13 protein-coding genes and 5 pseudogenes are annotated in these 22,457 nt (G+C 34.2%); 5 read left to right on the forward strand and 13 right to left on the reverse strand.

Annotated features, from left to right (window positions below):
• Positions 1–22: 22 nt before the first annotated feature.
• Positions 23–919, reverse strand: a complete 897-nt coding sequence (locus HUW50_RS22775) for a fumarylacetoacetate hydrolase family protein (protein ID WP_066332955.1) — start codon at positions 917–919, stop codon at positions 23–25.
• A 73-nt stretch (positions 920–992) separates the two neighbouring features.
• A complete protein-coding gene (locus HUW50_RS22780) occupies positions 993–1,760 on the reverse strand; it encodes an IclR family transcriptional regulator (protein ID WP_066332959.1) in 768 nt (255 codons plus the stop codon).
• Between the two features lie 480 nt (positions 1,761–2,240).
• Between HUW50_RS22780 and HUW50_RS27230 the strand changes: the two are divergent.
• Positions 2,241–2,426: pseudogene (locus tag HUW50_RS27230) on the forward strand (BCCT family transporter); the annotation flags it as partial.
• Positions 2,427–2,559: 133 nt separating this feature from the next.
• Positions 2,560–3,357: an HAD family hydrolase gene (locus tag HUW50_RS22790; RefSeq protein ID WP_066332967.1), complete on the forward strand. Its 798-nt coding sequence runs from the start codon at positions 2,560–2,562 to the stop codon at positions 3,355–3,357.
• Positions 3,358–3,368: 11 nt separating this feature from the next.
• Here HUW50_RS22790 and HUW50_RS22795 read toward each other — a convergent pair.
• From HUW50_RS22795 to HUW50_RS22815, 5 genes and pseudogenes are all read right to left on the reverse strand, one after another.
• Positions 3,369–3,826: pseudogene (locus tag HUW50_RS22795) on the reverse strand (recombinase family protein); the annotation flags it as partial.
• Positions 3,826–4,653, reverse strand: coding sequence for a dihydrodipicolinate synthase family protein (locus HUW50_RS22800; protein ID WP_185653360.1), 828 nt, complete (start codon positions 4,651–4,653; stop codon positions 3,826–3,828). The gene HUW50_RS22800 and the pseudogene HUW50_RS22795, both read right to left, overlap by 1 nt.
• Positions 4,654–5,090: 437 nt before the next feature.
• Positions 5,091–6,363: pseudogene (locus tag HUW50_RS22805) on the reverse strand (IS110 family transposase).
• A 224-nt stretch (positions 6,364–6,587) separates the two neighbouring features.
• Positions 6,588–7,454, reverse strand: coding sequence for a PhzF family phenazine biosynthesis protein (locus tag HUW50_RS22810; RefSeq protein WP_185653361.1), 867 nt, complete (start codon positions 7,452–7,454; stop codon positions 6,588–6,590).
• A 207-nt stretch (positions 7,455–7,661) separates the two neighbouring features.
• Positions 7,662–8,261, reverse strand: coding sequence for a helix-turn-helix domain-containing protein (locus HUW50_RS22815; protein ID WP_396652557.1), 600 nt, complete (start codon positions 8,259–8,261; stop codon positions 7,662–7,664).
• Between the two features lie 128 nt (positions 8,262–8,389).
• On the opposite strand from HUW50_RS22815, the gene HUW50_RS22820 reads away from it, so the two are divergent.
• Positions 8,390–9,271: a DMT family transporter gene (locus tag HUW50_RS22820; protein ID WP_066333119.1), complete on the forward strand. Its 882-nt coding sequence runs from the start codon at positions 8,390–8,392 to the stop codon at positions 9,269–9,271.
• A 518-nt stretch (positions 9,272–9,789) separates the two neighbouring features.
• Here the strand turns inward: HUW50_RS22820 and HUW50_RS22825 are convergent.
• Both HUW50_RS22825 and HUW50_RS22830 read right to left on the reverse strand, forming a co-directional pair.
• A pseudogene (locus tag HUW50_RS22825) lies at positions 9,790–11,066 on the reverse strand (IS110 family transposase).
• 216 nt (positions 11,067–11,282) lie between these two features.
• Positions 11,283–12,549: pseudogene (locus tag HUW50_RS22830) on the reverse strand (transposase); the annotation flags it as partial.
• Positions 12,550–12,812: 263 nt separating this feature from the next.
• Here HUW50_RS22830 and HUW50_RS22835 point away from each other — a divergent pair.
• Complete coding sequence (locus HUW50_RS22835; RefSeq protein ID WP_185653362.1) at positions 12,813–13,913, forward strand: GerAB/ArcD/ProY family transporter; 1,101 nt, start codon at positions 12,813–12,815, stop codon at positions 13,911–13,913.
• Between the two features lie 297 nt (positions 13,914–14,210).
• On the opposite strand, the gene HUW50_RS22840 is transcribed toward HUW50_RS22835, so the two are convergent.
• Both HUW50_RS22840 and helD read right to left on the reverse strand, forming a co-directional pair.
• Positions 14,211–15,089, reverse strand: a complete 879-nt coding sequence (locus HUW50_RS22840; RefSeq protein WP_185653363.1) for a choline/ethanolamine kinase family protein — start codon at positions 15,087–15,089, stop codon at positions 14,211–14,213.
• 338 nt (positions 15,090–15,427) lie between these two features.
• A complete protein-coding gene (gene helD / locus HUW50_RS22845) occupies positions 15,428–17,728 on the reverse strand; it encodes an RNA polymerase recycling motor HelD (protein WP_260445585.1) in 2,301 nt (766 codons plus the stop codon).
• A gap of 621 nt (positions 17,729–18,349) precedes the next feature.
• Here helD and HUW50_RS22850 point away from each other — a divergent pair.
• Complete coding sequence (locus HUW50_RS22850; RefSeq protein ID WP_083964638.1) at positions 18,350–18,841, forward strand: hypothetical protein; 492 nt, start codon at positions 18,350–18,352, stop codon at positions 18,839–18,841.
• A gap of 145 nt (positions 18,842–18,986) precedes the next feature.
• Here the strand turns inward: HUW50_RS22850 and HUW50_RS22855 are convergent, their stop codons facing one another.
• Together HUW50_RS22855 and HUW50_RS22860 are read right to left on the reverse strand one after the other, a co-directional pair.
• A complete protein-coding gene (locus HUW50_RS22855; RefSeq protein WP_066333106.1) occupies positions 18,987–21,062 on the reverse strand; it encodes a sensor histidine kinase in 2,076 nt (691 codons plus the stop codon).
• Complete coding sequence (locus HUW50_RS22860) at positions 21,037–21,723, reverse strand: response regulator transcription factor (protein WP_185653364.1); 687 nt, start codon at positions 21,721–21,723, stop codon at positions 21,037–21,039. The genes HUW50_RS22855 and HUW50_RS22860 overlap by 26 nt, the downstream gene beginning before the upstream one ends.
• Positions 21,724–22,457: the final 734 nt, after the last annotated feature.

The following is a 22,457-nucleotide window of genomic DNA, read 5'->3' on the forward strand; positions in this document are numbered from 1 at the left end:
CAAGGTGACGTATAAATTCAACTTAGTATAAAACTGTTTCTTTTTTGGCTTGTTGTTTAACCGGATTTATAAGAATACCAACTCCTGAAATTTCAATTTCAATTGTATCCCCGTCATTTAATGTGAATTCATTTGGAGGAACTACACAAGTTCCAGTTAACAGTACTGTGCCATCAAAGATCTCGTTATCAAGAACTAGGTATGAAACTAATTCATCTAGCTTTCTTTTTAATTGATTTACACTCGCCATTCCATCAAACACTTTTTCATTATTACGGAAAATACGGCAAGTAATGGTTAATTCATATGGATCCTCTACAGCATCCGCTAGTAAAATTGCTGGTCCAATTGAACATGAATTTTTCCAAACTTTTGCTTGTGGAAGGTAAAGAGGATTTTCACCTTCAATATCACGGCAACTCATATCGTTCCCAGCTGTATAGCCTAAAATTTTTCCGTCTTTATTAATAACTAATCCTAATTCTGGCTCGGGAATTTGCCAATTTGAATCTGAACGAAGATAAACTTCTTGTCCCGGACCAACTGTACGTGCAGCTGTTGATTTAAAGAAAATTTCCGGACGCTCAGCATCATACACTTTATCATAAAATGTAGTAGCATCCAGTTTTCCTTCTGTTGCTTCATAATTTCTAGCATCACGACTTTTTTCGTATGTAACCCCAGATGCCCATACTTCTGGTGCATCAAGTGGTGTTGTAAGAATCATATTTTCATATTTTTCAACTGGCTCATTAGCAGTAAACTCTTTAGCTAATGCTAATACTGTCTTTCCTTGTTTCTCTGCTTCGTTAACAAAAGACATAAAATCAGGGTATGGTAAGTCAAAAACAAAACTCTCTTTATTAACTAGTGCTAATTGATGTTTGGCTTCTTTCTTCTTATAACGTATTATTCTCATTAAAAACCCTCCTGTTTTATATTATAAAACTCAGTTTTGTTATATAGATAAAAATAGGCTAAAGCCCATTTAATCATATCCTTTTATATCCATAGCCTAGTGAAACAGATATTTGCTCACCTGTTTCTTTTAATAAAGTTTTATACTCATCTATTATTTCATCTTTAACCTTAGCAGAAGACAGAGACATACTAATTGCAGCAATGACCTTATCTGTATGATCCATTATTGGAACTGCCAAACAAAAGATCCCAGTTTCATTTTCTTCATTGTCAACAGCAAATCCTTTATTACGTACACTCTGTAGCTCACTCAAAAACTCTTCTTTATTCATTATCGTTTTGTCTGTTCTTTTCGTAAATTGATAATTAGTCAAGATATTCTCAATTTCACTATCATCTTTAAAAGCAACTAAAGCTTTTCCAACTGCACTTGTGTGTAATGGAACACGACGCCCAATTTTCGAATAAAAAACAGTAACACCATGGCCTTCTACTTTATCAATATATACGCCTTCCTGGCCATCTAATAAAACTAAATGAACAGTGTTCTTTGTTTGAAATGATAATAATTCTAAAAATTTTCTTGCATTTGTACGAAGGTCCATATTTTCAATAACATAATACCCTCGTTCAAACAATTTAAGGCCTAAGGAATATTTTCCATTCTCTTTATTTTGCTTAATGTAACAATGGGCCTGTAATGTTTTTAGTAATGAATGAATTGTACTTTTATGGAGATTCATTCGTTTACTAATCTCTGTAATGCTTAATTCGTATTCGCGGTCATCAAAAAGTTCTAGAATTCGTAAAGCTCGTTCCACTGATTGGATAATTGGCACATTTCTCATTCCTTTTTTGGTAAATAAACGATTTAACACAATTATATATCATATTTATATTACTAGAATTACTACTAATATTGTTATTCTAGATTTTGTGATCGCACCTTTTAAGGAACACCAATTGATAAAATGTGTATTTGTTTAAAAACCAAGCATTATATCGCTTACATTTTTGATTTCGTAAATTTAACCAACAATTTGTTTTATAATATAAAACACTAATTCATATTATAAAACGTTATGGTTATAATATAATATTTTGGTTGAATTTTCAATACAAAATTTTGAATTTTCTCAAATCGACTTGCTTTGAGTTGTCCCTGAGACGATTATTAGGTTCTCAACCAACTGTGACACCTCTAGTTTTTCGAAAAACTAGGTTTCAGAATAGAGCTTTCGGAGGTTCAGCTATTGCACTTGAACATAATGGTGTTGCTCAAAGATCAAGTCTATCTGCAGAGGAATCTTTATTTGGAGTTGCTCTCTACAATCGCAATCGTGCTTCTATACTCGGGCGGTCTTCAAGCATTACAAAATATGATGATTATAGCTGCATTACCATTTTCAATCATTATCGCTTTAATGACCTTCAGCCTATTGAAAGCTTTACGTGAGGAAGCAAAACAACTTGGGATAGGTCGGATTAAAAAAAGAAAGGAATAAGTAATAAACGACATTGTAGCTATTTATTATGTCGTTTGTTATATCAATTTATATCTGATCCTCTTCAAGTAATATTAACTTAGACATTGAGGGACAATAGTTAGAGTATAAAATACTTGGAAAGGAGTAAAAAATGCAAAAACAAAACATTTTATTTAACCTTGACGATACATTATCATACTGTAATAGATATTTTAACCGAGTAATAGGTGAGTTCGCTGATCAAATGATCACATGGTTTGACTCTATAACCAAGGAAGAAATTAAACAGAAACAACTTCAAATTGATGTAAAGGCGATTAGTCAGCACGGTTTAAAGTCAGAACGGTTTCCCGAGTCATTTGTTGGTACTTATAAATATTTTTGTGACTTAACAGGTAAGGAAAAGAAAAAAGACGAAATCCAATATTTAAGAGAGTTGGGGTTTAAGGTATTTGAAATTCCCGTTGAACCAATTCCACATATGAATGAAACACTACAACGTTTAAAAGAAGAGGGACATGAATTATATTTACACACAGGTGGGGATCAGGCTAATCAAAGTAAGAAAATTGCCCAGTTAGAACTCGCTACATATTTTGAACATCGTATTTTTATTTCGGAACATAAAGATACAACAGCTCTATCGGATATTTTAAAAACAATTAAAGCTGATCCAAAAGTAACATGGATGGTTGGAAATTCATTAAGAACTGATATTGTCCCAGCACTTGAAAAGAATATCCAAGCAATATATATTCCAGCTGAAACAGAATGGCAATATAACGTTGTTGAAGTTAATGTTGAGCATACTAGTGCTTTTTTGACACTAAATTCACTTCAAGAAGTACCTGATGCCATTCATAAGCATATCCAAGAGCATGCTATGTCAACTTATAGGCTTAGTGACAGGGTTCCTGCTGTAGACCGCAAAGTAAGCTTGGAGAAATAATAAAATGCGCCCTATTTTTTAATTTCTTCAAGCTTCCTTCTATTGACTGCTCTATATAAGGAGCCTTGAGATATTCCAGTTGCCGAAACTATCTCCTTTATAGAATATTCTTTACTATCATACATCCGTAGCGCAACAGTAAGCTTTTCTTTATCCAACTTGGGTCTACCTAATGTTTTTCCACGCCTTTTACTTGCTTCGAGTCCTTCCTTTACTCTTTCAGCAATAAGGTTTCTTTCTAATTCAGCAATGACGCACATCATTTGGAACATGGCTTTGCCCGTAGAGGTTCTTGTATCCATATTTTCTTTTAAAGAAATGAATTGCACCCCCATCTCTTCTAACTGTTGAATAATATTGAGGATATCCAATGTTTTACGCCTAAACGAGAGATGCTCTCCACTACAACTGTATCGCCTTTCCTGATTACATCAAAAAGTTGATGAAGTCCTTTTCGATCTTTAATCGTTAAATATTTCCTATTGGACTCCTGCAAATCCCCATTGGAATACCCTTATGATTAATGATTTTTTTCAGATTCACAATAGCATTTCCTTGATAAACTTGTTCCATAATATTTTCTATTTTTTCGCTTTCTTGTTTACTTACTTTTTGCTTCATAAGCATTTTTTGAAACCATTGACTAATTTCTGGCGGGGAAACATTCCCAGCAATGGAAGAAAGGCGATCATATCCATGTAATACTTTTTCTTCTAAATCCACTTCTCCACCAGCATAAAAATATAAATCATTTCTATGCATACCGTTTTTTATTCGTTCAACTTTTTCTTTATTGCCAGCATCTTTTATTCCAACCACTAAGTCTAGCTTACTTAATTGAATAATACTCTTCTCTGATAAGTCAAATCCAGTTCTTTTTGGATTGTTATATAAAATTGTAGGTTTATTACTAAGGTGCATAATCCTCTTTGTATAAACGAATGCTTCTTCTTGTGTCGGTATAACATACGGTGGATACCCAAGCATGATACCTGATATTTTTGTGTGACGAATCTTTTCAGCTAATTCCTCTGCCTCTTTCTGTCTAATTGAAGCCACACCAAATATAATTTCCATATTACTAATGAGTTCTTCTTCCAGTTCTAAACCGTTTATTATTTCAATTTTCTCTTGGAGGTTTAGACTATGCTGTTCTCCAGTAGTTCCAGAGACAAGAACAGATTTTACTCCTTGTTTATACAGGTCTCTTATATGGCTTATTGTCCCTTGAATATTTAAAGATTGATCTTCAAAAAAAGCTGTTGGCACGGCAATATGAACTTTTTCTGTTAGCATTATGTTATCCCCTTTATCCTTTTTATCTACTTAAACTCCCTCAGTTTAATTCAATTTACTCTTAAATGCTCGCTTATTCGCAGGAATTCAAGGCCACATATCAGAACAATGACATAAGCAGGGAACGAGAGTATGTAAAAAGGCTTTTTGGAGGCATGCGGGAATAGAGGAGTAAATTATAACTCCACTTTTTTCCATATACTGCACGTATTCTCCACGCCGCCCCTGGAGGCTATCCCTCCCATGTCTCAACGGGTCAATGCCCTCTCATTCCTTCGTCATGCCTATCCAAGGGGTGGAGGCCGGTTATGCTAACGGAATGGGTCTGTGCCCTTTTGTTTAAGTATCCCAGTACTCCGTGCTTTCTTTGAGGTCCTACGAATAAGCCAGCATTCAACAATACATGAAATTACTTTCAAGAATGTATTTAGAAGTTTTTATGCCACTAATGAAGGTAGTGACTGGACTTTCTGTGGACAATAAGCTTCATTACGTCGGGCGATTCCTACTATAATTCTCGCAAGCTTTCCAATTAGTTTCATGATGGATTTCATCTTTTTCATTTTTTTCACATGAACATTGTAATGATGCAGTTCTTTAAACTCAGGATTATTGGCTACAAGGCTCATAGTTGCTAAAAATAAAAATCTCCTCAACCTAGATCGCCCTCGTTTTGAGAGGACAATTTGGCCTTTCCATTTTCCGGAACTAGCTTCAACTAGATGTAAACCTGCATGCCTGAGTAGGGAATTACCATGTGCAAAGTTACTTAAGTCGCCAGTTTCACCTAAAATGCCCCCTAATGTAATTTCAGTTAATCCCTTGATTTCTAATAGATGATCTGTATATGAAATCTTATTAAGTGCAGCCTTCATATCCTTTTACTCTTTCGAGTTGAGCTAATGCTAAGTCCAATTCATCTAGTAATACTTCTAGATGAAGTCTATAAGCATCAATAGCTAGGGTGGTACCCACAGAATTCTTAGCTAATTGGATTAATAGTTTGGCTTTTTTCAACCCAGGTTGTCTCTGCATCAACGATTTCCAACTATCTATTACAAATTGAACTTCTAGGGAACGTAGTTCCAATGGTGTGGGAAATAACCGAAGAGTGGCAATTGCTCCTTTACATGTTACATTTTTAAAGACTTGTCTTAGTTCCGGAAAGACAATATCTACCCAGCGATGAATTTGGTTGGTAACGCTGACAACACGTTTCACAATAACATCACGATTAGCATTTAATACCCTTAACTCTTCGAAAGCCTCAGTTGTAGGGCGAATAAATGAGTAATAGCCATTCTTCACCATATCAGCAATTACGAGAGCGTCTTTCTTATCACTTTTTGATTGTGTATTATCTCGGTTTTCCTTATTTCTTTTTACAAGGTATGGATTAACAGTTACTACATCAATATTTTGATCGCATAGCCATTTCGATAAACTCAGCCAGTAATGCCCTGTAGGCTCCATACCAACGATTTCTGTTATTAATCTCTTGGTAGACTTTAATTCATTCATCCAATTTAGCAAACTAGCAAAACCTACTTCATTGTTTTCAAAAGTGATCGGTTCTCCAACAACAATTCCACGGTAATTGACAGCTCGAGCAACGTGAAATTGTTGCGCTATATCTATCCCGACAATAAGGTGTTGGTCAGAAATTCTTTCAATTAGTTGATTTTGTTTCTCTTGCATTTTAAACTTCATAGTAGAGCTTCCTCCTGTGATTTGAGATTTAGAGTGGTATCTATTCTCATCTTACTGGGGAGCTCTCTTTTTATCAAAGTTGAAAATTAGTGATCTACAGGAATGCTAACTGGGCAGAATCCTTTAATAAGTAGTGAGTGCTTCTTATTGAAGGGAATCGCAAGTTTATTAATAAAATTATAAAATATTAGTCTAAAAAAAGCCCGAATTTGGACTTTCTTATGTTAATACCATTCTCCTTTTGCGATTAAAAATACTTTACCCCCTACAATGATTTGAATGGAATTTTGGGAATTTTTAGCTTGTATATTTAAAATAGATGGTCTTCCCATTTGGAATCCTTGTTCAACTCTGTACACTATGTTTTTACTTTCAAAAAAGTTATGTGCGATAAGGTATCCAGCAAGATTTCCGTTTGCACTTCCAGTCGCAGGATCTTCTGGGAATCCTGTGTCATCTAAAAATACTCTTACATTTAAATCATTTTCTTTTAGTTTGGTTTCAGGAGTAAAGACAAGGATATTTGCTTTTATAACGTTATCAATGAAATTTTGATAATTATTATGATTGATCTTGCAACGATTTACAGCATCCAATGAACAAAGAGGAACAATTACTGCTGGTAATCCAGTTGATACAATTTGAATTGGAAAACGGGAATCAATATCTTCATTTGGTATCTGTAATATTTCGGTGAAAATATCTTGATCAGGAATAATCGTTCCTAATTCGGGTGGGTTTTGCTTCATTATTAATTGTTCACCTTCAATATTTACAGGTATTTGTCCTACTTTAAGGTTTAGAGTTATTTGTTTACTTTCATTGTTTTCTATAACTTTCTGAATGATAAATGCTGTTCCTAATGTTGGATGACCAGCAAAAGGAACCTCTACATCAGGAGTAAATATTCGAACATCGTATCCTCCGTTGTCTTGTTTGCCAGATAAAATAAATGTTGTTTCATTAAAGTTTATCTCTCTTGCGATCCTTTGCATTTCTTCAGTAGATATAGTTCTCGAGGGAATAAGTACAGCTAATTGGTTACCTTGATATTTTTCTTCTGCGAATACATCAACAATATAAAAATCCATAAATATTACAACTCCTAATTTTTAATTGTAGTATATTATATCATTGATTATTCAACTAACGGATGCGTTAGCTGAATAAGCTCAATTAAAAAAATCGATTCCTAATGTTGTAAGGGAATCGATTTTTTATGCTGTAATTTGCTTAACGTTGTAAATCCGCATTTTCCTGACGCTACCCCTTTTAATACTTACATGGGGAGGGGCTATTTAAACTAATGATGGAGTTAGTACGAATAAAATATGATTCGGTTCATCACTCTTGTTCAAAAATCGGTGTTTAACATTTGGTGGAATGCGTACGACATCTCCTTCATTTAAAAAATATTCGGTGCCTTCCAGTTCGACATACGCTTGTCCTTTCATGACGACAGCAATTTCTTCTTGGTTGTCGTGTGAATAGTGACTTTCCGTAGTGCTTGCGTGTGCCTTTAAATCCATCATTAAGAGTTCAATATGCGCTTTCATGAAGTCTGGTGTTAAAACATCATAGACAATATGATCACTATTCTCACGATATACTTTCTTTCGATCATGTTTTCTCGAAATGAGCGAATCCGTATCAATTTCATTAATGAAGAGGGTAAAGAGTGGCACATTTAATGTTTGCGCAATCAGTTTTAGTACACTTAACGAGGGATTTGCTTGTCCTCTTTCTATTTGGCTAATAAGTGAAGTGCTAATTCCTGTATATTCGGCGAACTCACGAATTGTCATACCATTCTTTTTACGATAATTTAATACCGTTTGCCCGAGGCGATGATTGTTCATAGTAAAGATCCTTTCTAAAATAATGTATGTTTCATTCATTTTGTGCTGACATACTAAACATGGAGAATTAGTACTTTTATCGATTACATAAATATTTTATACTTACGTTTGTACATTATAATGTATTAATTTTATTATTGTAAACAAACATCTAGGGGGAAACAGAATTGAAATCACCACTTATTTCTTATATGACTTTATTTTTTGGCGTATTTGCATTATCGACTTCAGCGATCTTTGTGAAATTAGCAGATGCACCTGCGACAATTACAGCATTTTATCGGATGCTTTTTGCAGCAGTAATGCTTTTGCCATTTTTATTAGTTAATAAAAAGAACCGACAAGAATTACGTTTGTTGTCAAAAAAACAATGGGGACTTGGATTATTATCAGGCGTATTTCTAGCAGCCCATTATGTATTGTGGTTTGAATCATTAAATTACACATCTGTAGCAAGCTCGACGGTTATCGTCACATTACAGCCTCTCTTTTCGATGGTTGGCGGCTATTTTCTATTCAAAGAGCGCTTCAGCAAAGGGGCTATAATGGGCTGTCTCGTCGCGATTGCCGGAAGTATTGTCATTGGATGGCAAGATTTTCAAATTAGTGGACAGGCATTATTTGGCGATATACTTGCTTTTATTGCGGCAGGCATCATAACAGCCTACTTCTTCATTGGCCAGCATGTTCGTAAAAGGCTATCTCTTATCCCATATTCAGTTATTAGTTATGGGAGCAGTACATTACTTTTAGGTGTTTTTGCATTCAGTCAGCAAACACCCTTCTTCAATTATTCTGTACAAACATGGTGGTTCTTTATTGGATTAGCGTTTATTGCAACAATTTTAGGGCAAACAATTTTCAATTGGTTGTTGAAATGGCTAAGTACTTCAATTATTTCAATGAGTATATTAGGAGAGACGATTGGAACTTGTATACTCGCTTATTTAATTCTGGATGAGGTTATTTCTTTACAACAAGGTATAGGTATTGCACTCATCTTAATCGGTCTAGCATTATTTTTAATACAGCAAAGAAATAACGAATAAATAATAGAGATTAATTGGCGGTACGAGAATAGATTTAATTGAAGAACATTTATTAGAAGAATATCTTTTAAAATGTATTCCTTGTTCAACTCCCTCAGTTAGATACATTTATCTCTCGAATGCTCACTTATTCGCAGGATTTCAAACCACTTGATGGAACAATAACGGATGAATCGAATGAGTTTTGATACTTTTGGCTACATGAAGGCATGCGGAAATAGAGGAGGTAGAAATAACTCCAATTATTACCATATGATGCACGCATTCTCCACGCCGCCCCTGGAGGCTATCCCTCCCATGTCTCAACGGGTCTAAGCCCTCTCATTCCTTCGTCATGCCTATCCAAGGGGTGGAGGCCGGTTTTGCTAACGGAACGGGTCGGTGCCCTTTGGTTGAACACATCCAGTACTCCGTGCTTTCTTTGAGATCCTACGAATAAGGCAACATTCGAAAAAATATTAATCTAAATATTATCTGCTAGTTATTTTTTGATATGAACTCTTTTAATAAAGTCCTAGTTATGCTGCTATTGAGGGTGTTAAAGGTTGTACTTTTTCAGGACAATAAGATTCATTACGTCGGGCAATTCCTACTAATATTCTTGCAAGCTTACCAATCAGTTTCATAATTGATTTCATTTTCTTCATTTTTTTCACTTTAACATTGTTGGAGTGAAGCTCCTTGAACTCGGGATTGTTCTTGACAAGACTCATTGTCGCTAAATACAAGAAACGTCGCAGTCTAGATCTCCCACGTTTAGAGATGACGATTTGTCCTTTCCATTTACCCGAGCTAGCCTCTGCTAGATGTAATCCTCCATGTCTTAATAGAGAGTTTCCATGGGCGAAACCACTTAAATCTCCTGCTTCTCCTAAAATGCCTGCTAGTGTAATTTCACTAATTCCTTTAATGGCAAGTAATTTCCTTGCGAAAGGAATTTGTTTAAGTACACCAGTAACTTCTTTTTCGACTCTTTCGAGTTGAGCTGTAGCGAGATCAAATTCTTCAAGTAATTGTTCTAAGTGTAGTTTATAAGCATCATGTGCTTGGTGACTACCAACAGAATGTTTGGCTAATTCTATTAGTAACTGTGCTTTTTTTAACCCAGCGTGTCTCTTCATCACTGTTTTCCAACCTTTAACTATATCCTGTGCTTCCATGGAACGTAGTTCCATTGGTGTAGGAAATAAGCGAAGAGTTGCGATTGACCCTTTACCTTTGACGTCTTTAAATACCTGTCGAAGTTCAGGGAAGACAACATCTACCCAACGATTTATTTGATTGATGGAACTGACGAGCCGTTTAACAATCACGTCGCGGTTAGCCATTAATACTCGAAGTTTTTCGAAAGGCTCTGAAGAGGGGCGAATAAAGGCATAGTATCCATTCTTAACCATATCAGCGATGACGAGAGCGTCTTTTTTATCACTTTTGGATTGGGTGTTATCTCGGTTTTCCTTATTCTTTTTTACAAGGTGAGGATTAACTGTTACGACATCAATGTTTTGTTCATATAGCCATTTTGATAAGTTAATCCAGTAGTGTCCGGTAGGCTCCATACCAACTATTGCTTTATTATAATTTTTTAAAGCTTTTAATCCGTTGATCCATTCTAGTAACCTAGTAAAGCCCACTTCATTATTTTCGAAAGAGAGAGGGTTACCAATCACAATACCACGATAATTACAGCTCGAGCTACATGGACTTGTTGTGCAATATCAACACCGACAACGAGATGACGGTCTGAGATTCTTTCAATAAGTTGATTTTGTTTGTCTTGCATTTTATACTTCATAGTAGAGTTTCCTCCTTAAGATTTGAGTTTAGAGTGGTGTCTATATTCAATCATACTGAGGAGCTCTTTTTTTATCAAAGTCAATAATTAACTCTCTACAGGAATGCTATCGGGCGCATTTCTGAAGGAAGGATTAAGCTCTAGTTCATTACGGAAAACCAGCTAATATCTTGACGGGAGATTAGCTGGTTTTATCACCGTTCAAAATGATGAAAACTATGAAACTCTCAACTTAATAGGTATTCGCTGATCCATATCGAGTTCAAAGGTTCCGTATGGGTTGACATGATGATAAAATAAAGGTGTTAATCCCCTAAAATCTTCTGAAGTCATTTTCTTCAACCAATATTGGTTATTGTCATAAAGTACTTCTTGTACCATTAAGGTATTCATATAGACTAAGCAATTTTGCAGCAATTGAAGTGATAAGGCGGACACCTCTTGATCTTCTATCGAATTGGAACGAATCTCACTGTATTTTCCATAGAAAATATAGGTATTCACCGAGTTCCATTGTTCCACTGTATTTAATCCTTCATGGATCTCCCTACGAATCTCTTCATAGTTTAAATAATCACATAAAAAGATTGTTTTAATCGCTTTTCCTAATTCACATAAAGCCAGATAGGTTGGATGTTTCGTATCCCTTGTAAATCGCTTTAAAATGGCTTCTGCTGATGCGGTTCCCAATCGTAAGGCAGTTGCGTACTTAATGATTTGTTCATACTGTTGACGGATATGATCCCAATTAATCGGTCTACTTAGAATCGGTTGCAGGTGAGGATATTCCTCATTCATGCCAGCTTCTGGACGATATAACTTTTGAGACCCGATATTTTTAAAGCGTGGCATCAGTTTAAATCCAAGTAGATGACAAAAAGCAAAAGCAACGACACTTTGTCCGTGTGTATCCACATAATTCCTGTCAACTTCCATGTCCGTACAGTGGCGAAGAACCCCTTCCATCATTGCTGCCACTTCCGAAGAAAGGCAGGACTTTAGCTGAGAATAAATACAAGCTGACTTGCGATCAGTATGCCAATAGATCATGACTCCATGTTTCTTGTAGCGAGGATGCCATTCAGAAAGCAGGTTCTGGTCCCAAGAGCCAAAATGTTTTGAATCGGAAGCACATGCAGTGGTAGCTTCTCCCCATACCTCTTTCATTCGATTGTAGATGATATGGTTGGTAACCTCTGCGTTGGCTTTTCGCAAATGATCCTTATTAATAAATTTTTGACGTATATACCGAAGTTCCCGATAACTATCTAGATGGTTCCCAGCAGAAACAGTTTTCAAACCTGTATTTGTTCCCAATCCAAATAAACTTAGAAGAAGTCGTCGTTGGACGGTTTCTCGATCTAAAATCTCTCGATTGGCTGTTGTTTTAAAGTGTTTGGTAAACTGCGTGTGAAAATCTGTTTCTTTTTAGTAAATCCAATAGGTTAATTTCGGTCCAACGGTTCTTAATCTCCTGTTTAAGCATCTTGAAGAAAGGCACTTCTCTTATTACAAAAAAGCGCATTATTGTTAAAGATTATTAATTTAATTCATCGGATCAGCTGTTTAAAAAATTCTAAGATATAGAGCATACAAGAATATATTTAGTTTAATATTAATCTCCATTTAGGAAGTACGAAAAATGCAACCTTTTGGTAAATGGAATTTACTTTTTTGCTTTATCGTTTATAGGATCTACAAATGGAAATAATAACTAATATAGAGCTTTTCAAAGAGGAGAAAATAGTGAAGGAAAAAATAAGTGGACTCCAACTTTTTTATGTAATTGCTGGATTTGAATTTGGAACAGCAATGCTTTTTGGATTAGGTGCGGAAGCTAAGCAGGATGCATGGTTAGTTATTGTGATTGGTATGTTAAGCAGTCTAATTTTAATGGGTGTTTTTACGCAATTATCACTTTATTATCCTAATGATACATTAGTTTCCATGCTACCTAAAATTATTGGAAAATATCTTTCTTATCCAGTTATAATAATTTATATAATCCATTTTATCTATTCTGCGGCAAGAGCTTGTCGTGATTTCGGGGAATTAATTGTCTCGACAATATTAATTGAAACCCCAATTGTTTTTGTGATCGGAAGTTTTATGGTTTTAATGATCTACTGTCTTCGAGGGGGAGTTGAGACTTTTGGCAGAATGGGGGAAATGGTATTCCCAATTTACATTATGTCAATGATTGTGATTTGGATTTTATTATTTAGTGTTGAAGATTTCAATTTTAAAAACCTTACCCCTGTATTAGGAAACGGGATAAAACCAATATTGAATGAGGTATACCCTAATATTATAAACTTCCCATTTGGAGAAACCATTATCATGATGATGTTTTTTCCTTTTTTAAACAATAAACGAATAATCAGAACGGTAGGCATGTCAGTAATACTATGCGGAGGGTTATTACTTGCACTTAATTTTATTTTTATTTTATCTGTTTTAGGACCTGAACTTTATGGTACGAGTGAGTTTCCCCTTCTTAGAGCTACCAGAATGGTTTCTATCGCAGATTTTCTTGAACGCTTTGATGCATTAATTATTTTAATGATGGTAGCAGGTGTATTTTTTAAAGTTGGAGGTTGGACATTCGGAGCATCTGTTGCAATCTCTCAATTATTCAAGATAAATAATACTAAATCGATACTCCTTGCTTTGGGTACTTTAATTACCCCCTTATCATTATTAATTGGAACAGATTTTGTTGAACATTTAGAAATTGGATTTAATTACTTTGTTCCATATTTCCATGTTCCATTACAAATAATCGTGCCGATCATACTACTTTGTATCGCATTTATCCGTAAAAAGATAAATCCTGAAAACTCTTAATTTACAACCTAAAGGACGCTTTTTATTCCTAAAGAAAAGCGCCTTTTCTTGAATAAACATGAAGTACCTATTAGCTTGTAATTGGAAATAGTATTTGTGTTTTCTTTTTAAAAAAGTTTCTGTTAGTAACTTAGAAAAAGGAATTGAAACAAACCCAGTGTTAAAATCTTCATATGAATTTAACTATCTTGAATCCTAGAAAAGAAAGCTTTTAACCGGGTGATTAGGGTGTACGATTTAATGTAAAAGGCATTTGATGTTGGTATAATTTTTTTATCTGTTCTTTCCGATACATTATTATAAGTAATTAATACCTCTCTGCAGACGTTCGAGCACATAAAGTGTATGTTTAAAATAATTAAAATTATGATTTACCTTTTTTTCATCTATTCCACTGTAAAACAATCCCCAAGCACATTCTCTTACCATATGCATGAACTTTAGATCTTGTAAAATATGAAATTGCTCTTCTTCATAGGTTTCGAAATAAAGCTTTAACCATTCTTTCTCCTGTTCGTTCGAGAACCTGCACGAAAAAGGAATGGTAGCTAAATCAAAGAAAACATCTCCACTTCCAGCCATCTCCCAGTCAATAATATAAAGAAGTTGACCCGATGATATCATGTTCACAGTAAAATAGTCATTGTGACAAAACCTTCCATTGAATTGTTTATCATCGCTTCTTTTTTGAGCGATTACTTCAGCTTCTTTTAGAAAGGGACTCAACTCTTTTGGATAGTCTACTTTCAACTCGTGAGCACCACTTAAATAGCGTTCGATAAAATGATAGGGGGAACAATGACGCTCGTTATCTTTCATTGCATGTATCTTTTTCAAGTGACTAATAATTAATTTTTTTAAGTTTTCTTTATTCAAATCATCCGATGAAATCATTTGACCTTCAATAAATTCGGTAATCACATACCTTCCCTGGTTGTGCGCGCTTATGACTTTCGGAGCAAAACCCTCTTGAGCTGCTTTTTTCATAATTTTTACTTCTGATTCTCTAGTGACATTTAAATACTCATTTTGTTTGCCATTAATTCTTACTACAAACGATCTTTGTTTTGTAATTACTTTAAATGTTTGATTATTTAATCCACCATTTAGCGGTTCAAACGAAACCAATCCGTTCTTTAGAATAGGATTTTCCTGAATAATCTCTTGGATAAACATTATATTTCCCCACTTTCTTACCTCATATTTCTTAGAACTAGAGTGCGAGTACAGAAGATAAATACGTTTTAGAGATTCTATGTGCTATCTAACAAAAGAATGGAAGACTTGTTGATATTTTATTATTTATTTGATTATTATTTTAACAATAAACCATTAAGCATTAGTTCTAAATTTTTGGTTTAGTATATTTGAATTTTTTTGTTATTTTCTTGAACAAAAAGTGGTTATAACATCTTTTACTGTATAGGAAGAGAAAGTGGCATCACTTCAGGAAAGTTAAAAAAAATACAGCCTGAGTTCTAAATTTACGAACACAGGCTGTATATTTCTATTACCTACAATATCGTTACCGAATCATCACGAATATGTTCTAACAAAAAAACAGAAGGACTTTTTCCGAAAAACATTAAGCGGTGCAATGGTCTGGTCATGGACACATAAAGTAATTTCAATTCAATTTCACTAAGCTCAAACAGTTCGTCTAGAGCAAAAAGTAGGACAACATCAAACTCCAATCCTTTGGCTAGCTGTGAATGAACAATGATTAAGTCTTCTTGGTTGATTTCTTCATTTTCACGAAGTAATTGGGTTCGTAACTCCCCGCTAGCATGTTTCCTAAACAATTTTTCTATTTTCACACATTCTCTCTCTGTTTTCCCAATAACTGCAATGGTTTTCATTCCCTCACTATAAAAACGCTGAACTTCAGCTTTAATCTTTTCAACTGCTTCTATTTCATCATTCCAATAATGAAATACGGGTTTATCACCATGTCGAACGACTGGCTCAACTTTCGGAAGATCTAATGGCAATAATGAAAGAATATCATTAGCTGCGTGCATAATTTCTACCGTTGTTCTGTAGCTTTTTTGTAAAGTGGTATACGTTGCTCTTGGAAAAATGTCTTCCTTTACTATGCTCCAGTCGTTTAACCCTCGATACGAGTGAATACCTTGAGCTAGATCTCCTACAATTGTAAACATGTCTGTTTCCAAAGCACTCTTAAGTGCATACAGTTGAAAATAGCTATAATCTTGGGCTTCATCAATGACTACATTACGAGCACGAAGCTCTTTCTTAATACCAAATAGATGATACTGTAAGTATAATAGACTCGCCAAATCTTCTACTTCAAATTGCCGTTTTTTTCTAAGGTTTACTTGATAGTCATAAAAAAAGTCTATTTGATTCTGATCTAATATATCTCCAGCATATTTTACTAGTTGGTCTTTATTTGTAAATAGTTCATCAAAATAATGAATAAGATCATACTTCTCAATCTGTCTAATATATGCTTGTACCCCTACTCGGGACTGCTTGAGAATGTCATCCATAAGTTCAGCTTTTTTGTCCATCGCCTTTGTAACATAGCTTTTTCTTTTTTCAGGATCTAGCCTCGTACTATATAAAGCCTTTTCTATCTTTTCATCGTAAAAATCTTCTACTTTTTTCAATAGTATTTTCTTTTCTGTTCGCACATAGTTTTGCAAGACATCTTCTATCTTTTCCAAACGTCGATAATAAGGTAAGTACGTGTATTCCTTTTGCATGAGATGTTTCATTTTACCGGCACTATAAAGTTTAAATTTTGATAAATAAAAGTCCTTTTTAGGTATAAGAGATTCCAATATATCTTCTAAATACCGGTCAATGATGATTTTCATATCTAATGACCCCTTAAAGCTAGAAATCCATTGTATCATTTCAGGATTTTCATAGGTTCGATCAATAAATTTTCCAAGCTTTTCTGATGGGGATGTTAGCTTTATTTTTTTTGAGATACAGCTTTTGACGTAATCACTAAACGTCATCTGTAAGATGCGGTCTACCCCAAGTTCGGGTAGGACCTCTGATATATAATCAATGAATAAATTGTTTGGAGCAAGAATCATGAGCTGCTCTGGCTTGAAATAATCGGCATATGTATAAATAAAATAAGAGATTCGGTGAAGAGCAATCGTTGTTTTTCCACATCCAGCTGCACCTTGAACAATAATAGGTTTATTTAAATCTGCTCGAATAATTCTATTTTGCTCTTCCTGTATTGTAGAAACAATATCTGTTAACCGATTACTTGAACTAGCTGAAAGAGATTCTTGAAGCAGTTCATCTGTGGTTGTTAAATCAACATCTCGAATAGCTTTAAGCTCTCCTTCTTCAATTATATATTGTCTCTTTAATGATAGATTACCTTCATATATTTCACCTTCTGCTTCGTATGTTACGTCACCAAGCCGTCCATCATAATAAAGATTTGCAATAGGAGAACGCCAGTCAACAATAATAGGATCTTGAGTTTCACGATCAAATAGAGACGCCTTGCCAATGTATAAAATCTCTTCATCACTTTTATCATTCGCCTTATAATTAATTCGAGCGAAATATGGCTTATGATAGATTTTTTTTAGACTACGTATTTCTTCTTCAGTTCGTTGAAGCATACTCGAATTTGTTAGCATGTTTAAGTAACTTAAACTACTATCCTTTAAGTCAATTCCTTCCAAAGATTCCTTAGCACTTTTCTTAAAGGATTCTTCATCAAGCTCTCTTGCTTGAATTAACATTTCCATATACTTTTTGGTAAATCTTAGCCGCTCAATTTCTTCGTAAAAATCAGGATGCTGCTTTTGGCCCAAATTTCCCCACTCTCCTAGTTAACCGAGTATTTTCCTTAAGGCAAAAGTACAAAAGCGCAAGCGCCTTGATCAGCCCCGACAAGCATAAGACGCTCATGAATAGAAGGTGTTCTTTACCTTCAATTCATAAGTGGCTTATGACCTCGAGGGGCTAGGCGCTGGAGCTGGATGTCGTGCGCTTATCCACAATATAAGAATTTTATAATTTCCTTAAACGAGTACAAAATACCATGAAGAAGGCAGTCGAACCCAATCCATGGTAATAATAAGTATTTCTAAAATGTAAACAGTAAATATATTCAGTTCAGTCTTGTCGGAATTCCAATTATAAATGTTCCCTTTAATATTTGCAATTTTCTTCCATCACTATTTTTATTCTGAAGTTTTTAAAATATTTCAAGGTAATAAAGTTCCTATTGATACTTTTAAATCCCCCTTATATTCTTTCATTCCTCCCCTTTAATTGCATAAAGCTCATTAATATCTTTAATTTAATTTCGCAAAAAAAGTCGACAATTGTAAAACGTTTAAAACAGGAATTTAAAACATTTTGTAGAAATCATTGGTATTAGGAGAACGGCATTACACATCTAGATACAATAATGAGGGATGGTGATTGGTATGTTCAAATTTATCAGATATAAAGAGCAAGATATTATGTGTGAAAGAAAGCTTAAAAAGATTATGAAGCGTTTAGATATTGTAGAATTCAATTATAATTGGGATCGTACAAGCTGTTATATTGAATTTCAATATAATGAAAATTCGTACAGAATGGAACACTCAATTCAAAAGGCAAAAAGAAAAGGTCTTATCGTATTAAGGAATGGGTTGGATTGTTTATTGGAGTTGGTTCAATCCCTTGAAGATTTGTGTGAAATCATTGATAGAGGAACTTATAGACTCGAGACTTGGGTATCAGGTATGAAACAGTCATCTTTAACAGAAGAGAAACCTGAATTTGTAGAAGAAGTTCATATAAGATATAAGTCTTTAGGGAAACAGAAACATTCCGAATACGAAAGGAATGAGGATTTTATTCATGTTGCGCCTGAATCATCTCTAGAGGATTTTACTCCTTACCAGAACCTCCAGCGATCTCGACGTGAATAGAGTGTTATTTGAAGAAGCCCTCTCAATTAAATACTAAACTAAGTAGTAGAATAAGAAGATCTATTAATTCTTTTAACAAGATAAGAATAGGACATCCCTTTGATGTCCTATTCCAACCCTGCAAAAAACAGTATCAATCACTCTTTTAAGATTTATGTTTAGGTAGATAGATCATTGCTTTAAATAAATCTCCGTCAATTTGTATGTTAAATTTCCCTTTTTGTATTTCAATTAGGCTTTTCGCAATGGATAGTCCTAACCCGCTACCTTGGCTAGATCTGGATTCATCGCCTCTTTTAAAACGCTCCATTAATTCGTCTGCTGAGATATTTAACTCATAAGCTGAGACGTTTTTGAAGGTAAGTAGGATATCACTGCCTAAATCCTCGATAGAAATATATACCCTTGAGCCTTTAAACGCATATTTAAATATATTGGATAATAAGTTCTCGATGGACCTCCACAATAATTTCCCATCTCCTGTAATATATACCTTCTCCTTTGGATAATTCATCTTAAATTCTAAATCTAATGCTTCAATTTTGTCATTCACTTCCCCTAGCCCCTGGGTTATTAAAGACAAGATATCAATTTTCTCAAAATTAACTGGCATGTTTCCGCTGGACGCCTTTGTAGCTTCAAATAAATCATCTGTTAATATTTTTAGCCTTTTTGATTTTTGATCTAGAACTTCGATGTATTCTACTACTTTTGATGGGTCCTTTTCATTTTTCAATAAATCCACATAGGTAATAATGGAGGTTAAGGGGGTTCTTATATCATGCGATACATTGGTTATTAACTCCGTTTTTAACCGCTCACTTTTTAGTTCGCTATCCACTGATTTTTTCAAACCATCAGTAATACTGTTGATACCGGCAGCAAGACTTCCAAACTCACCTTTTCCAGCAACTTCAAGTCGATGATGAAGATTCCCATCCTTTATTCTCTCTACCCCATCCTGTATTGCTTTAAAGGACTTGATTTTTTTAAAGGCAAACCAGGCTGCTACGCCAATCGTTACCGGGAACATGAAAAACGTTAAAGCAACTAATATCGGATAACCGATAACGATTAGTACAGTCTTTACGCCAATGCTTCCGCTGCGGTATACATCTCCTATAAATTTAACTAATTTGTAGATGATTGTATAAATCAATGTATGCTTGATAAGTGTTTTATTTTTGAAATGCTTTACGAGAGACAAAACCAGCACGAATCCCAGAATGGCGAAAGGAATTGTTATTGGTATGATTAGTTTTACGATATTTTCAAACAAATCATCTACCAATGTAACCCAAAGTGGTAATAGGCATATACAAATCACTATATTAATATCATTATATAATTTATCTACTGCAAATAAGTGCAGCTCTTGATCCTTAAATGACTTTCTTCCTATTACGAGTACAAGATAAACAAATGAAAGGATAAATCCTGCCAAAAATCCTACTAAACTATATAAGTTTTTTGTAGCAATGGCTTTGTTTTCTTGCCATTCTTTCGTTTTTCGATCTAAAAATTCTTCCGTAAAAGCAACGGAGATTACCGTGTTTTCTATATCCAATTCATCTATTTGTTCAGTAATCCGATACAAGTATTCATTTTCATTCGCTTCTTTTGGATAAAAATCTCGTTTGTACCCCTCAAAAATCATATAAGCAGGGTAAGTTTTAAACTGCTCTTTTTCTATCTTTGTATTATTTGTAAACACATTTGTTCCATCACTGCCATAAAACAACGGCGCTTCATACGTTTCAAGATTTTGCATTAACAAATGAAATTCTCTTAAATCTTCCTTAATCAGCTCATCCTTTGCCTGTGATATTTTGTCTTCATATTCCTCTTTAAACATTTCATAATTTTTTTCTTCACTTAACTCAGGATTATACTTTCTGGAATTATGTTGATAATCTGAAAATAAGTTTTCCTCTGTACTTTTCCATTCCTCTTCACTAATCGTTTCGCCACTTAAAATATGTTCCTCATTCTTATATTCCCCAATTAGTCTTGTGAGATCACTTATGATCCTCTCACTTTCTTGTATATATGTTCTACTCTTTAAATAATTGCTTTCAACTACGCTATTAAAATCGCCATCATTTACGATCTCTACTTCTATAAATGCTCTAATGACACCCGTAAAACATACGATCGCAATCATAAAAACAATAATTTTCGTTATAATGGAATGACTAAATTTTTTCAACTTTATATCCAACTCCCCACACCACCTTCAAATATTTTGGCTCTCTCGGATTTATTTCTATTTTCTCTCTGATTTTTCTAATATGAACAGTTACGGTATTTTCCGGACTAAAAGATGTTTCATTCCAAACCTTTTCATAGATTTCCTCGATGGAAAATACTCTACCTACGTTTGCAGTTAGAAGCTTTAATATCTTATATTGTACTGGTGTCAGATGGACCTCCTCCCCATCGATGGTGACATTTTTCCTTTCATCATCAATCATAAGTCCCCCAGTATGATATACATTGCTTCTGGTTTCAAGACTGCCTAATGTTGTATATCGTCTCAGCTGTGATTTAACCCTTGCGATCAACTCCAGGGGATTAAATGGCTTGGTGATATAGTCATCTGCCCCTAAATTTAATCCTAAAATTTTGTCCGAATCCTCTGATTTGGCAGAAAGCATGATCAATGGGATATTATTTTCTTCCCTAATTTTCATAGTAGCTCTAATCCCATCCATCTTAGGCATCATAATATCCATGATAATAAGATGAATCTCATGATCCCTGATTACTTCTATGGCTTCTACTCCATCAAAAGCTTTGAATATTATATAGCCTTCGTTTGCTAAATAGATTTCTATAGCATCTACAATGGCTTTATCATCATCACAAACCAATATGTTCATGAAAGTTCACTCCTAAATGTGATTTCAATAGATATCCCTTCCCTTTATTATTTCTACTAAGGGAATAATACCAATCATATCTTAACAAACACTTTATGTAATTCTTAAGATTTTCTTAGTGATTTAATATGTTTACTAATAACAAACGTGATAATGGAAATAGGACAAACGCCAAACTAAATTAGTTTGGCGTTTTAAATCAATTTTCATATATGAATTATTATTAACTTTAGATATATTTTTCACTCAATATGAACCTCTCTCAAATGAATTGATAAAAGACAAATTAAGTTATTCTTAAGAAATCAATTGTGCTTTTGTTAAGTTCTTTTAATTATATTAATAACATAAAGGGTTAGATTCACTTCGAGGGAGAATGACTATAAGAGAAAAAAAGGTATATATACTTTTAACAGATACAGGTCTTTGAAAAAGGAATGTCCAAAACTAAAGGGCATTCCTTTTTACGTTTTTCAACAAACGCGCCTTTATCTACAGTATGTTTTTCTACCGTATTTAACGTATGTAATGATACAAAAACGACCAGATTTCTATCTTTGTGGAAACATTATATACAGTTATTTTTTATAGTATTTAACGTATTCAAAGGTATGAGGAAATGGACTTGGGTAACTAGAGAAAGAAACAACCTTGAAGTTTAGTGTGGAAGAGTACTTCTTCCACACTAAACTTCAAGGTTGTTAAGCGATAGCGCGGTAGGTGTGATAGATAAG

The sequence above is a fragment of the Metabacillus sp. KUDC1714 genome (assembly GCF_014217835.1).
GTDB classification, from domain to species: Bacteria; Bacillota; Bacilli; order Bacillales; family Bacillaceae; genus Metabacillus; species Metabacillus rhizosphaerae.

Bases quoted from the DNA above. Each gene is read 5' to 3' on its own strand.
- HUW50_RS22840 (WP_185653363.1), bottom strand. From the start codon at position 15,089: ATGTTTATCCAAGAGATTATTCAGGAAAATCCTATTCTAAAGAACGGA.
- HUW50_RS22850 (WP_083964638.1), top strand. From the start codon at position 18,350: ATGTTCAAATTTATCAGATATAAAGAGCAAGATATTATGTGTGAAAGA.
- HUW50_RS22815 (WP_396652557.1), bottom strand. From the start codon at position 8,261: ATGAATGAAACATACATTATTTTAGAAAGGATCTTTACTATGAACAAT.
- HUW50_RS22790 (WP_066332967.1), top strand. From the start codon at position 2,560: ATGCAAAAACAAAACATTTTATTTAACCTTGACGATACATTATCATAC.
- HUW50_RS22800 (WP_185653360.1), bottom strand. From the start codon at position 4,653: ATGCTAACAGAAAAAGTTCATATTGCCGTGCCAACAGCTTTTTTTGAA.
- HUW50_RS22810 (WP_185653361.1), bottom strand. From the start codon at position 7,454: ATGGATTTTTATATTGTTGATGTATTCGCAGAAGAAAAATATCAAGGT.
- HUW50_RS22775 (WP_066332955.1), bottom strand. From the start codon at position 919: ATGAGAATAATACGTTATAAGAAGAAAGAAGCCAAACATCAATTAGCA.
- HUW50_RS22860 (WP_185653364.1), bottom strand. From the start codon at position 21,723: ATGAACATATTGGTTTGTGATGATGATAAAGCCATTGTAGATGCTATA.